This is a genomic window from Rhodococcus sp. WWJCD1 (assembly GCF_002258735.1).
GTDB lineage: Bacteria > Actinomycetota > Actinomycetes > Mycobacteriales > Mycobacteriaceae > Rhodococcoides.
This window is the reverse complement of sequence record NZ_NOXY01000001.1, coordinates 1-13,861: the sequence shown is the minus strand read 5'-3', so window position 1 is coordinate 13,861 and position 13,861 is coordinate 1. Positions and strand designations below refer to the sequence as shown.

The following is a 13,861-nucleotide window of genomic DNA, read 5'->3' as shown; positions in this document are numbered from 1 at the left end:
CGGCGTAGACAGCGACACTGGCCAACCCGGCATCAGCAGCCGCCCGGATCACCCGCACCGCGATCTCACCACGATTGGCAACAAGAACCTTGGTGATCTGAGCACTGGCATGGCTGGGCACTGAGCCTCCTACGGATGTATTTTTTTCGTTGCGAACGTCACGTCGGAGTCTAAGCACCGGCCCCGTCGTCGCTGCAATCGGACTGCATCGCCACGCCGAGTGGACAGGGGCTACTGACTGGTAGCGATCCGACCGCTGTCGATGTTGCCGTCATGGAACGGCTCGGGGGCGGTGCCCTGGATTCGTGCGGTACCGGTGTCCGCAACTTCGGTCAGCAGCCTGCGCAGTGCGCCGACGTACTCGTGAACCCGTGCCGTCGCCTGTTCGGTGTTGGGGTACCGAGCGGCGATGTTGATCCCCTGCGGCGTGCGGTTGATCCACACGTACACGTCGTGTTGGTACTGCTTGCTGCGCAGCGCACGGGCATTCCAGTCCGGCCAGTGCTCGGCGGCAGGCGCAAACCGCACGTCCATGAACGAGACGACGAAACGTGGGCGGGCGGAGTATCCGAGAGTGGTGAACACCCGATCGAGAGGAACGCGGGCGATCGGTTTGGTCTTTTTCACCTCCGCCGAGGCGGCTGCGATCACCGAACCGAACGAATCGTCACCGTCGATGTCGAAGGAGATGGGGCACAGTCCGACGAACCATCCCAGCGCGGATGCCCACTGAGGTTCGTCGCGGGTGTGCACCGGAGTAACCGTGCGGAAGCGAGTACCGCCGCCCAGCTCGGCACCGGTGATGGCCAGGACCGCGAGCAGTCCGGCGAACAGGCTGTGTCCTGTCTTACGGCAGGCCGTCGAGAACGAGTCGGCCTGCTCGGCGTCGAGCACCCACGCCGACAGACCGCCTTGCGGCACGTCCTCCGGGCTCGGATCGCCGATGTCGAGCGGAAACGCAGGTAATTCGCCATCGCCGTCGACCAGGAAGTCGCGCCACATTCTCACCGCATCGTGAGAATGCTCGAGTTCGGCGTGACGCTCACGTTCGGAGGAACCGAAATCGAGGTAACTGCCGGCCTCGAACAGAGCGGCAGCCGGGCCACCCAGTGCCTCTCCGTACAGGGCAGCGATCTCGTGCGCGACCAGGACCGTGGACAGACCGTCGATGATCGAATGATCGGCCGCGAAGAACACGGTGATCGGACGCGTGTCGTCGAGCGGTTCGAGAGTGACGAAGGCATACGCGGGCCAGATCAGCGGTGAGGTGAACTCGTCGAACAGATATTGCAGGTGCTCGAAGACCTCACTCGACTGGCTGCACCGCTCCTGCTCCACCTGCCAGATGTCGATGGCTCCCTCGGCGGCGGTCACCCGCGACATCTCGCCCGTCGTCTCGTCGATCGACGCACTCGACCGCATGGCTTCGTGCCGGTCGATCCAGTTGAGAACCGCTTGTCGGAATGCCGGCTTGTTCAGTGGGCCTGCGACCTCGAAGGCCGCACCGAGCCACGATTCTCTTCCGCGACGGGGGCTGCTCAGACTCGTACGAAGGTGCGCCTCGTGGACGTAGGACGTCGGTCGAGTGTCCGGACGCCACCCTGCGGCCTCAGGAGTGCGGGCCTGCGGGCCGACGCTGGGTATCCACTCGGTGAGCGTGCCTGCGGGAACCGCGTAGTCCGCTAACTCCGTGAACTCCATGTCGGCAGCAACCAGCCTTCGTTCGACCACATCAGGGGTGAGGGTGAATAGAGCATCGACGCTCGTACAACGAGTCTACCGATCACGTGATGTATCGATCAAGACGACAGCGACGTGCGCAGTCAGCGCAGGTGCCGCTTGATTCGAGCCAACATCGCTGACATCCCGCGCAGGCGCAACGGGCTGACCGCGTCACTCAGGCCGAGAGCCGAGTAGAAGTCGTCCGGTACATCGAGAATCTGCTGCGCGCTGAGACCGTCGAGTCCCTGAGCGAGGATCGAGGCGAAGCCGCGGGTGGTCGGGGCTTCGGGCGGGGCGCTGAAGTACAGACGAATCCGGGTCGGGTCGCCGGCATCGACCGACAGGAACAGCGGCGACTGGCACTCCGGCACCGGCTCCATCGCATCCTGAGCCAGGTGCTCCGGCAGGGGAGGAAGTTCTCGACTGAACTCCAGCAGCAGCTGTAGTTTGTCCTGTCCCTCCACTGCGGCGAAGTCCTCGACTATCTCGGCGAGTGATTCCGGAAGCGCGCTCATCGAGTGGCCGGTGCCGATCCGGGCTCCTCGCCCTTTGCGATCGGAACTCGAACGGCGTTGCCCCATTCGGTCCACGAGCCGTCGTAGTTGCGGACCGAGTCGTAACCCAGCAGATGGGTCAGAACGAACCAGGTGTGGCTCGACCTCTCACCGATGCGGCAGTACGCGATCACGTCGTCGGTTGCGGAGGTACCGGCGTAGATCTCGTCCAATTCCTTGCGGGAGCGGAAGCGTCCATCCGGTGCGGCCGCCTTGGCCCAGGGAATGCTGACGGCGGTGGGAATGTGACCGCCGCGCAGTGCACCTTCTTCCGGGTAATCGGGCATGTGGGTGCGTTCGCCGGTGTACTCGGCGGGGGAGCGCACGTCGATCAGCGGAACGGTACCGAGTGAGCCGAGCACGTCGGACGCGAACGCGCGAATGGGCGCGTCGTTGCGTTCGATCACGGGGTAGTCCGTTGCCGGGTACTCGGGCACGTCGAGAGTGGTGTCACGGTTCTCGGACAGCCAGGCGTCGCGCCCACCGTCGAGCAAACGCACGTCCTGGTGACCGAACAGCGTGAACACCCACAGCGCGTAGGCGGCCCACCAGTTGCTCTTGTCGCCGTAGACGACAATGGTGTCGTCTCGCGAAATGCCCTTGCGGCTCATCAGTTTCGAGAACTGCTCGCCGTCGATGTAGTCGCGGGTGACCGGGTCGTTGAGGTCCAGATGCCAGTCGATCTTGACCGCACCGGGGATGTGGCCGACGTCGTAGAGCAACACGTCCTCGTCGGATTCGACGACGCGAAGGCCCGGGGTACCGAGATGAGCGGAGAGCCATTCGTTCGATACGAGTCGATCCGGATGCGCATAGTCGGCGTACGTTGCGTTGGAATCGGTTGGTACAGGCACGTATCGGCTCCTACGGAAGATATTCGTCTGGCGGCCCGCCCGGGGGTGAGCGGTCTGCACCATCGATCCTATGCGGTATCACCGCCGAGAGGTGCCAGTGGAGCCTGCGGATCGGAGTGCGGTCAGGTCGTCAGCGCACCGATGTCTGCGTTCGCCGTGCACGCACGCATCAGAGTGGCGAGTTCGTCGACGAACGCGGTCATCACCGCGCGTGCCACTGCGGTATCGGGGAAGCGCGATCGCAATGCCAGACCCGATCGTGTGCGGGAGATCCAGAACTGGGCATCGTCGGACACGGTCGCGTTGCTGATGTGATGTGCATTGGACTCGTCGAACCGTTCGTGTCCCTCGGCTCTGGTGTAGTCGATGTACGACACCATGAACACGTCCTGCCGCGTCAGCGAGAATGCGTCCCCGAGGTTGGCCAGGACCTGCGGGATCGGAACGGTACTGAGCGGGAGAGCCGAGCGAAACGCGCTGTGAGCGGCGCGGATCGTGTCGGGCAGGTCGGCTCGGACGGGCACGGTCATCGGTGCGTTGGTGGTGAACCACCCGAGTGCACGTGAGAACTGCGGACGGTGTCGGGTGTGCAGGGGGAACAGGAACGGCACCTGATCCGGCCCGCCGATGCAGACAACGGCCTGCGCGATCGCCGCGACGACTCCTGCGAACATTCCGGCACCGGATCGGGCGCAGAGGTGCTCGAAGTCGAGAGTCCGTGAGGCGTCGAGCAGTGTGTTCACCGTCGTGGCCTGCACGGCTGTTTCACCCTCTGCCACTCCGAGATCGAACGGGAACCTCGGCGTTGTGCCGCCGCACTCGAGGAGAAAGTTCGACCACGCCGCCATGCGTTCGTCCGCGGGGTTCACGAGTGGCTCGGTGGCTTCGATGCGGCAGTACTCGACGAAACCACCGACGGGAGGTAGATCGACCTTCGGGTTGGAGGGGCAGCGGCGGTAGGCGTCGTACAGGGCGTGGATCTCGTCGACGACGACCGCTATCGACATGGCGTCGACGTTGACGTGGTCGAATGCGCACAACACCGTGGAGGTGTCGGGTCGATCGATTCCGAAACAGGTGTACGACGGGAATCGCCTTGCATCGCAGTGCAGTTCGAGTGAGGTCCGGAGGTGGTCTCGGAGCGTGGGTGTCGAGTGGAAGGCGGATCGGGCGGTGAGTTCCATCTCGATCGCACCCGGCGCGTAGAGCATCCGTTCGATACCTGTTGTCGTGGAAACGAAGGAGCTGCGCAGCGTGTCGTGTCGGTCGATCAGGTACCCGAAGGCCCACCCGAGTGCCGCGACATCGAGGCTGCCCGGCACGTCGAACGCTCCGGCGATCCACACGCGTTCGGCCTCGCCGAGGTCGCCCAGGTGAAACCGCTGGTTGAACGACGGCGGAATCGACGACGGCTCCGGATCGCCGACGACGTGTGCAGAGAATTCGACCAGGGCACCTGCCCGAGGGGCGTACTCAGTGATCGAGGTGACCTGCACCGGCCGGCTCCTGAACGAGATGGTCGAGCGAGAGCGTGTAATCACCTTCGCGTGCAATGGTTTCGAGCACGTTCGCCAAATGCGAGTGATAACGCTGTACCGATGCGGCAGCGGTATCGGTATCGGGGGTCTGCGCTACCAGGTACAGGTGCTCTTCGTCTCGGTTGATCCACATCGATGCGTTCGATGTGGAGCCTTCTCCGGTGAAATGCTTCGCTCGCGTGTCCGCGTCCCGTCCGACTCCAGGAAACCAGCGAAAGTCGATGTAGGAGAGCATGTTCGGGCTGACGGCGAGCTCGCTGCCCAAGGTCCCGTCTGCGGCGAGTGCACCCAGTACGGCGTGCACGGGTGCCTCCGCGATCTGCTTGGCCTGCTCGAAACCCGAGTGAGCCAGTGGCGCGACATCGGAGAATTTTCCGTTGCCCGCCACCTCGAACGCGACCGGCGCGAAATTGACGAACCAACCCTGAGACTGTCCGTAGTCGCCGTGGTGGCGGGTACTCAGCACGGTGATCCCGAAATACTCTGCAGTGCCTGCCAGCTCGAAATCGGTGATCGCGACGGCGGCGAATATGCCGCTGCTCATCCGGGCCCCAGCGGACTTGCATGCGGCGTCGAACGCCGCCGTCGCGCCTGCGTCCAACAGATGGCGTTCGACGATACGGACCGGGGCTCGTTCCCCTGGCGCGAGTCCCAGATCGAGTGGGAATCGTGGCATCAAGCCGTCGTGCCGGGTGAAAATATCTCGCCAGGCGGAGATTTCGGGGGAGTCGGGCCCGTATGTCGCGGCTCGCGCTCGCTCCTCTGCTGCGTAGGCGAGGTGGCTGCCTGCGTCTGCCGGCTTCGGTGCCGGGTCGCCGATCTCGAGCGCGTACAGATCGGCGAGTTCGCTGATGACCAACGCCTGCGAACCGCCATCGGTGAACGCGTGGTCCGCGCCGTAGTACAAGGTGAAGCTCCCCGGCCTCGACACGACGCCGAGGACGAATCCGGGCCAGACATCTGCAGTTGCCTCGGCCCCGAAGCGCTGCCGCACATAGCGTTGGAACTCATCGTCGTCCGTCGACTCGCCGGCGTCCAGGACCTCGAATTCGGCGACCTCGGGTTCCGCGAGGTGGCGTACGACACCGGTGCTCTCCACCTCGAACCAGCAGCGAAGGCCCTCGTGCCGCAGAACGTAGGTCGCAAGGGCTCGGCTCATCGCAGCGGTGTCCACGTCGCCGTCGATCTCGGTGGCCACCCCGGTGTACGCGGTATGAACATCACTGCGCTGCCGCGCTGCCCATGCCGCCTTCAGATGGTCTTCCTGCAGGAACGAGGGCGGAGTCGCATCGACCGGTGCCGTTGCGGCTCTCGCCTGGGCAGCCGGTGTCGGATGCCACTCGAGCAGACGGCCCGGCGCAGGATTCCAGCTGCCCATGGCGGTGATGATCATCGTTGCTTCGTCCTTTGCGATACGAGCCGCGGGCCGGTCGAGTGTCTCACTCCGCGGCGACGGTCACCGACTGCGAGACCGACGTGAGCACCGTATCGGTACCGGCGTCGGAATCGATCACCGCAGTCAATACCGCCACGAACTCGGTGATGAAGCGATGAACATTGGTGGACGCAACATCCGAGCTGGGGAACCGCGCCGAGATGTTCAGTCCTTCGAGCGTCCGGTTGACCCAGAAGTAGACCTCGTCGTCCGCGTGGCAGTTGCTCCGCAAGGCGCGACCCTTGCGAGCCTGCCACTGGGCAGCGTCCGGAAGAAACCTCAGGTCGATGTACGAGACGACGAATCGGGGGATCTCCGTCGACTCGAGAATCTGGGCGATCTTGGAGTAAGGCATGCGTGCGAGCCCCTTGTTCGCCGAGCCCGCCGCTGCCGCGGCCTCGAGCGCCTCGCCGAAGGTGCGCGCGCTGTCGAGTTGGATCTCCATCGGCAGGATCCCGACGTACCAGCCGACCGACGCCGCCCATTTCTGCTCGTCTCGCGTGTGCATCGGCATCACGGTGCGCAGCGACGTGCGGCCGGACAGGCGCGCGTTCGTCAACGCCAGGGCCGCGAGTATCCCGGCCTGCATGTTGTACCCGGCGGCGCGGCACGCGGCATTCACGGCGTCCGACTGATCCGCGGTCAGCAGCCACGAAGAGATGCTGCTCTGAGCGGCAGGACCGTCGGTCGTGGACGCCCGTTCGACCGCCACGGGAAGCGGGAAGCCTGGAAAGCGTCCGTTTTCCACGGCCAGGAAGTCCTGCCACGTGCGGACGGCACTGTGGTCCCTGGTCAGGCTGTCGCCCAGCTCGCGCTCGGACTGACTGAAGTCCACATAACTGCCCACCTCGGGCAGTTCCGGATCGGTGCCCTCCAGCGCCTGCGCGTACAGCCGGTCGATCTCGTTGATGGCGTAGATCTGGCTGTAGGCATCCATCACCGAGTGGTCCGCAGCAAATGCGAGCAGGAACGACTCCCCGGGCCCGTTCGAGAGAGCACGCGAAGCATCGTCGGGTTCGATCGTCGCCAGTACGAAGTGCGGCCATGCCGTCGGCGATACCGTCTCGCCGAACCAGGAGTGCAGATGGCTGAAGACCTGTGTTTCGGTTCGTGGCTCGGTGTGCGCTCGATCGATGACCCGCACAGCATCCGTCGGCGCGGTGTAGCGCTGCCACGATCCGGACTCCTCGTCACGACTGACCTTGGTCCGGAAGGCCTCGTGTCGTCCCATGTACGCAACGATGGTCGCTCGCACTGCTTCGACGTCGTAGCGGCGATGAATCTCGAACACGGTCCCGATCCACGATCCCGGTGCGCTGCGCTCGCAATGGTCTTGATGAGTGAACGACAGCCCACGGGAATCCGGTGCCCAACGATCGTCGTCGACGCGTGGGACCCACTCGGTCAGTCGTCCGGCGGGAAGCGGGTAGTCGGCGAGTTCGGTGTATTCCATGTGAGTCCTCTTCCATTCCGGGCCCGGCCAGCGGTGTTCGGCGTCAGTTCGGTATCAGCAAGGCTTCGATTACGGTCGAGCCGAGTATGTAAAGCAAGGTGTCGTGTGACCGTGTATTCGACTCGTCGTTTATCGGATTGCTGCTTTCCGCATTGAAAGAACAACGTCATTGCTGTCGATCCGAAGTGAGTCAAGAAGTCACGATAGGGGCTACGTGGAACTATTTCGCGACGCGTAGAAGTAATACTTCTCACTACCGAAGCTCTTGACCGCCGGTCGTCGCTCACCTGCGGTGGTTGTGCTCGGTTGTCGTATCGTACGACCTATTCACTGTATTTGCACTTCGCCATGATGACGAGTCACAATAACCGCCCGATCGGTATTGATTTCCGGGTGACACGCGACCCGCGCCACCTCAGAGCGCGAACATGGCGCGAGACACAGCGCGGCGATTGTCGACGGATCCATTGCCGAATGCGAATGCATTTCGCGGGCGAATTCACACCGCTACTTCGATGCGTGGATGTAGTAGGTTCGGCGCGTGACTCGAATTGGATTTGCCGATCACCTATTCTTGCGAATGCACCACGGCATCGGATATCCCGTCTATAACCAGTTTCTTTGGTGGTTCGACGAATCGGTCCGGCGGGAAGACCTGGAAAAACTACGCGACAACCTGTCCGACGGTTTGCTTGCGCGTCGCGTGTGTACGCCTTCGGTGCCCACTGCTCGTGAACGTTGGGTGAACTCCTCTGTTTCTCACGCACTCGATTTTCATCCCGAGTCCATCGAGTCGACGGAGGTGCTGGCTTGGGCAGACGGCCGCCTCGGTTCGGATATCGACCCCGAGACAGGCCTCGGCTGGCGGCTGGCGGCTGCCCCGCTTGCGAAGGGTGGGACGGTTCTGTCGTTGACTGCCTCGCACATGGTCGCCGACGGCGGTGCATTGGTCGCCGCGTTCCGGTCTGCAAATTCCCGTTCCGCGAACGTCCGGGGCGAGCACCCGCAGCTGGCTCCACCCGAGCGCGGACTGGCAGCGATCGGCGCGGACGTGAAGGACGCGGTGGAGCAACTTCGGTCCGCCGCCGGCTGGCTGCTGAACTCCGCGGTATCAGCCCTACCGATCCCCACCCGATCCGTTCCGGCACCGGCATCCCCCCGGGTGAGACCGAGGCGCTCCGAAGTTGCGACCGAGCCGGCCGCGGACTCGGCGTGGACATCGCCTCACGTGGTTGCCGAGGTGGACGCCGCGACGTGGAATGCGGTGGCAAAAAGATGGGGCGGCACGTCGAACTCGCTGTTCATTGCGGTTCTGACGGCCGCGTCCGGGAACGCCGGACGCGCCTCGGTCGGAGACACCGTGCAGTGGTCACTTCCCGTCAGCGATCGCGCCGCCGACGATATCCGTTCCAACGCAACCAAGATCGTCAAGATCGAGGTCCCTGTCACCGACGCCACCGCTCTCGACCTGTCGCGCATCCGGTCGATCAGCAAAACGGCGTTCACCGCGTTCGCCGCGACGCAGGCGGCCGGTCAGGCTCCTGCCGGAATCTCGCAGGCTCTCGTTCAGATGCTGCCCGACGCCGTGGTTGCGCGCGTTCCGCAGCCTCGGGACGGTGCCGAAGGGTTGGCGTCCAACCTGGGTGTGTTGCCCGACGACTTCAGCACGGTGGCAGGTGTTCGTGCTCGTGCGGTGTCCGGCAGAGCGACTTTCTTCGGTGCCGACGCGGAGTTCGCTCGATCGCTGGACGGTGGACTCACGGCCTGGGTGTGCGAGACGGACGCCACCGTCACCCTGACCGTTCACGCCATGGACCCGGATCGATTCCCCGATGACCGAGCGCTGACCGACCACGTGGCCGATGCGTTGACTCGATGGGGATTGTCCGCGCACTTCTGGTGAGTGCGTCAGTGATCGCGCGCAGTGGCCTCGGCGATGTCGGCCGCGGCCGCCACGGCTGCTTCGGTCGGTGCCACGGTATCTGCGAGCTCCCGTGCCGCATTCCTGGCCGCATCGGTGGTGATGTCGGTAATTCTTTGTAGCAGAACGGGTTCGGACAACGTCGAGAACTTCGTACTGGCCCCGGCCCCGATTCGGCGAAGCGCAGCTCCCCAGAACGGCTGGTCGGCGCTGAACCAGCACACGAGCGTCGGCAGGCCTGCGCGCGCGCTCGCGGCCGTCGTGCCTGCGCCACCATGGTGAACGGCTGCACGACACCGCGGAAACACGCTCGCATGATCGACCGATTCGACGATCATGATGTTCGGATTCGCCCGAGCCGCAATCGATTCGGCACCGGTGAGATCGCTCCAGCCGGCACAGATCAAGGCCCGCAGACCCAGCTGTCCGGTCACGTTGTCGATCATGCGCAACAGTGCTGCGGGGTCGGGAACCGGCATGCTGCCGAATCCGAAGTACACCGGCGCGGGACCCGCTTGCAGCCATCGCTCGAGTGCGGGATCGGTCTCCTGCCGCCCGGTGCTCAGCCCGAGAAATCCGACGAACGGACGCAGTGGCCCCCACTGCTCGGCCAGCCCGGGAAAGAGTGCCGACTCGTACGCCTGAATCTCGACGCCGCCGTACCGCTCGGATCGTCTGGGTAACGAATCGCGGGTGGTTGCCAATCCCAGGTTTATTCTCTGGGTGTTCTCGCGAGTCTTCATCGACTTCCACCGCAGCGCCTCGGCCAGCGCCCACATCGATCGGTTGACAGTGGGCGGCAGGGTGACCCCCGGAATCACCGGGACCACTCCGTTACGTCGGAGCGGGCAATAGTGCAGAGCCACAAAGGCATTGCCGGTCGCCTCTGCCATGTTGAAGGCCATTTCCTGCCCCAGTGAGCCGGTGACGATCGCGTCGCTGCCCTCCGCCATCTGTGCGAGCTCGGCCGTCATCTGGTCCCAACCGTGATTGGCCAACTCGGCCAGTGCCGTCATTCGGGTCCGTGGGTTCGACGACTTGATTCGCACCCGAATGAGCTCCGACTCCAACAGGCGATGGGTGTCCGGGCCGAACGAGACCACGTGCACACGTTCGGACCCAGCCGTATTCGAGCGCGCGAAGTCCAGCAGATTGGGGGGTGCGCCGAGCACCACTTCGTGCCCGCGATGCGCAAGTTCCACACCGAGCGCCACACCGGGTGTCACGTCACCGCGGCTCCCGTTGAAGGGCATCACGAACTTCATACGGTCCTTCGCAGCACGTCGACTTCGGATCGGAGACAACCTATCAGTACCGTCTGCTTCGATTCGATACGGAAAACATATGGCGGGAAACACAATTGCGGCCCACCTGCGTGCGTACGCCCACAGCGATAGGCTCTCGTGGTGGAACGACTGACGTACGACGACGACCTCTTCCTCCGCATGGAATGCGTTCTCGGGGTACCCGTGGTCAACCAGATCGTCTGGCGATTCGACCGCCCGGTCTCGGTCGACGCACTCGAAGCGATGTGGCACCTGCTCGCCGCCGGCCCTATCGATCGATCCGTTCGGCGGGCACGAGTCCCGGGAGCGCGTGACAGTTGGACCGCGGCCCGCAGACCTGCCGATCCCATCGTCGTCGCATCACCGATCGACCGTGCGGCAGTCGACCGGTGGATCGAGGACGAGGCCGCCGTGAGGTTGGACCCGATCGAGGGACCGGCGTGGCGGTTGTCCGCCACAGCGGTCGAAGGTGGCGGCACGATCGTGTCGTTGGTGGGCTCCCACGTCGTCGGCGACGGAGGTGCTCTGACTTCGGCCGCCGCGTCCGCGCTGTCCGGACGTGCGGTTCCCGACGATTTCGAGCGAGTCGGACTCGACGATTCCGACTCCGTGTCGGCTCGCTCCGGTGCCGACATCGTCGACGGTGTCGGACGGATCGGTGCGGCGCTCTCGGGTGCGGCACGAGCTCTCGGCGGTGCCGCGTTCGAGGCGGTGCGAGCACGGACCACGGGCTCCGGCTCGGCATCGACCGACTCTGCCTCCACGGACCGCCCGCGCGTGAGGGTGGCACCTGCGGAGGGCGCGTGGGTGCCGAGCACCGTTGTCGTCGACTGCATGTCCGCGGACTGGTCTGCTGCCGCAGCGAGCAAAGGTGGCAGCTCCAACAGTCTGCTGGTTGCTGTAGTACTCGGCATCTTGACCCGCAGTGGACGAATCACCACGGAGGAGCGGGTTCGCGTCGCTCTCCCGGTCAGCACCAGGAGGGCGGGAGATCGGCGAGCCAACGCCACATCGGGCGTCTCGATCCATGTCGACGCGGGAGGGGCGTACCGCGACGATCTCGGGCCGATTCGCGCATCGAGCAAACAGGCATTCCGGGCCCAGGCCGACCGAACTGTCACGACGACCTTCGAGCTGCTCAAGCCCCTGATGCAACTGCTGCCCGACGCGGTCGTGGCCAAACTTGCCGCATCGGGATCGGCACCGCTGTGTCTGTGCTCGAATCTCGGCAGCCGAGGCGTCGCGCTGCGCACCATCGGGGGAGTCGACGCCACCGCGGTGGCAATGAGGTCGATCACACAGAACACGGATGTGGCGCTGCTCCGGCGCACCGGAGGCGGCGTCAGTGCGTGGTGGAACGAATCGGGCGACCGCGCGACTCTGTGCGTGACCGGGCTCGATCCGGACAGATTCCCCAGCAAGGAACACCTGCGTGGGCTCGTCGAGGCGGAATACGACAGTTGGGGTCTGACGCCCGAATTCTGGTGACCTCGAGACACATCACAAATGTGGGGGCACACGGATTTTCGACCGGATCCCCGATGCCGCTATGCTTGCCGACTGTTCGAGTGTTCGAGCAGGTGTGAGAAAGGGGAGCGATCCATGGCAGTGGTCGTGTTGTTCGGGTCCGAGACCGGTACGGCCGAGGAGGTCGCCGACAAGATTGCGGACGTTCTGAGCGATCATGACGCCGAGGTACGCGACATGCTCGAGTACGAGGTGTCGGACATCGACACGGACGACGTCCACGTGATCATCTGCTCCACCTACGGCGACGGCGAGCTCCCCACCGGTGCAGAGCCGTTCTTCGATGCACTCGTCGAAGATGCTCCGGACCTCGCGGGGCTTCAGTTCGCAGTGTTCGGGCTGGGCGACCGGGTCTACGAGGACACGTTCAACCGCGGCGGTGAGATCATTGCAGAGAAGCTCACCGAACTCGGTGGAAAGCAGATCGGCAGCCACGCTCGGCACGACAGCTCGTCCAACATCAAGCCCAAGACCATGGCCGAGGAGTGGGCTCGCGAACTGATCGACCTGCTGCCCTGACACCGACACGGCTAGGACGAGGCTCGACCCCACAGCTCGGCCAAGGACGTCCCCACCCGGTTCAACAGGGTTCGCACCAGCGGTAGGCCTATCCCGATCACGGAGGACGGGTCGCCCTCGATGCGGTCCACGAACCAACCGCCGAGCCCGTCCAGCGTGAAGGCCCCAGCAACCAGAAGCGGCTCACCGGACGCGAGGTAGGCCTCGAGGTCCACCGACGACGGCGTCGCGAAATGCACGACGGTCGAACTATGCGCTGCAGCCTGCGCCACGACTACGCCGGCCGTCACTCGAAGCACCGCATGGCCGGTCAGCAGCTCACCGCTGTTCCCCGCCATCGATTGCCATCGTTCCCGCGCCACCTCCACCGAATGCGGCTTACCGTGTAGCTCGCCGCCGATCGACAGCATCGAATCGCAGCCCACGATCACCAGATCGTCTGTCGAGTCCGTGAATGTCTCGGCCACTGCGGCTGCCTTGGCTCTGGCCAACTCGGTCACCACTGTTTCCGGAGACGCAGAGGGCCCGAGAGCCTCGGCGAGCGCATCCTCGTCCACACCCGATACCTGGACGATCGGTTCGACGCCGGCTCCGCGCAGCACCGACAGGCGGGCAGGGGAAGCCGACGCCAGGACCAGACGTATCGGACGCCGATCGTCCTCCGCGGGTGGCACAGTCACCGCGAGTAGCGACCCGAGGCTGCGTACGAGTACGCCGACTGAGGCGCGAAACCTCGGTGAAGGAGCGTCGGTGATCCCCACAGCTCCAGAGGCCGAGAGTCGCCCACCGATGCAGGTCCACCCTGGGCAGCCGTCAGAACAGCCACCAGCGCGGCGAGTTCCTCGTCGCTCGGATTGCCCTTCACCACGCGAACTTCCGGAGACGTGGCGGAGGCATCCTCCGCCACCACGACCTCGCCGCTCGTTGCGTCATCATTCGCGCTCGTTGCGTCATGATTCGCTTCGCCGCTCATAGTGGGATGTTTCCGTGCTTCTTCGGCGGCAGGGTGACTTGTTTGCGTTCGAGCAGACGCAGCGCGGTCACGATCTGAC

General features: G+C 64.6%; 13 protein-coding genes. 3 read left to right on the top strand and 10 right to left on the bottom strand.

The genetic code is table 11. The features are described 5' to 3' along the window. The 7 genes from CH286_RS00065 to CH286_RS00035 form a co-directional block, all read right to left on the bottom strand. Window positions 1-121: biotin carboxylase N-terminal domain-containing protein (locus tag CH286_RS00065; protein WP_141215757.1), on the bottom strand; the 121-nt coding region annotated here is incomplete at its 3' end. A 110-nt stretch (window positions 122-231) separates the two neighbouring features. Then, window positions 232-1,701: a condensation domain-containing protein gene (locus CH286_RS00060; RefSeq protein WP_032404816.1), complete on the bottom strand. Its 1,470-nt coding sequence runs from the start codon at window positions 1,699-1,701 to the stop codon at window positions 232-234. A gap of 122 nt (window positions 1,702-1,823) precedes the next feature. Next, entirely contained in the window at window positions 1,824-2,237 is a 414-nt protein-coding gene (locus CH286_RS00055; RefSeq protein ID WP_037155814.1) for a SufE family protein, read from the bottom strand. Next, on the bottom strand, window positions 2,234-3,130 hold the full coding sequence (locus CH286_RS00050; protein WP_032376875.1) for a sulfurtransferase: 897 nt from the start codon (window positions 3,128-3,130) through the stop codon (window positions 2,234-2,236). The genes CH286_RS00055 and CH286_RS00050 overlap by 4 nt, the downstream gene beginning before the upstream one ends. A 122-nt stretch (window positions 3,131-3,252) precedes the next feature. Beyond that, a complete protein-coding gene (locus CH286_RS00045) occupies window positions 3,253-4,626 on the bottom strand; it encodes a condensation domain-containing protein (protein WP_176458084.1) in 1,374 nt (457 codons plus the stop codon). Then, entirely contained in the window at window positions 4,604-6,061 is a 1,458-nt protein-coding gene (locus CH286_RS00040; protein WP_094607998.1) for a condensation domain-containing protein, read from the bottom strand. The genes CH286_RS00045 and CH286_RS00040 overlap by 23 nt, the downstream gene beginning before the upstream one ends. Before the next feature lie 46 nt (window positions 6,062-6,107). After that, a complete protein-coding gene (locus tag CH286_RS00035; protein WP_032404105.1) occupies window positions 6,108-7,556 on the bottom strand; it encodes a condensation domain-containing protein in 1,449 nt (482 codons plus the stop codon). A 742-nt stretch (window positions 7,557-8,298) separates the two neighbouring features. Between CH286_RS00035 and CH286_RS00030 the strand changes: the two genes are divergently transcribed. Further along, entirely contained in the window at window positions 8,299-9,459 is a 1,161-nt protein-coding gene (locus CH286_RS00030) for a hypothetical protein (RefSeq protein WP_141215756.1), read from the top strand. Between the two features lie 5 nt (window positions 9,460-9,464). Here the strand turns inward: CH286_RS00030 and CH286_RS00025 are convergent, their stop codons facing one another. Continuing rightward, a complete protein-coding gene (locus CH286_RS00025; RefSeq protein WP_094607995.1) occupies window positions 9,465-10,742 on the bottom strand; it encodes a glycosyltransferase in 1,278 nt (425 codons plus the stop codon). Between the two features lie 141 nt (window positions 10,743-10,883). Between CH286_RS00025 and CH286_RS00020 the strand changes: the two genes are divergently transcribed. Further along, window positions 10,884-12,251 (top strand): hypothetical protein, encoded by a 1,368-nt coding sequence (locus CH286_RS00020; RefSeq protein WP_094607994.1) that lies wholly within the window; start codon window positions 10,884-10,886, stop codon window positions 12,249-12,251. 114 nt (window positions 12,252-12,365) lie between these two features. Next, window positions 12,366-12,809 carry a flavodoxin domain-containing protein gene (locus CH286_RS00015; RefSeq protein WP_032376881.1) on the top strand — a complete coding sequence of 148 codons (444 nt, stop codon included), beginning with the start codon at window positions 12,366-12,368 and terminating at the stop codon, window positions 12,807-12,809. 11 nt (window positions 12,810-12,820) lie between these two features. On the opposite strand, the gene CH286_RS00010 is transcribed toward CH286_RS00015, so the two are convergent. Then, a complete protein-coding gene (locus CH286_RS00010; RefSeq protein WP_032404819.1) occupies window positions 12,821-13,453 on the bottom strand; it encodes a Maf family protein in 633 nt (210 codons plus the stop codon). A gap of 32 nt (window positions 13,454-13,485) precedes the next feature. Next, window positions 13,486-13,782 carry an acyl-CoA carboxylase epsilon subunit gene (locus CH286_RS00005; protein WP_094607993.1) on the bottom strand — a complete coding sequence of 99 codons (297 nt, stop codon included), beginning with the start codon at window positions 13,780-13,782 and terminating at the stop codon, window positions 13,486-13,488. Window positions 13,783-13,861 lie beyond the last annotated feature (79 nt).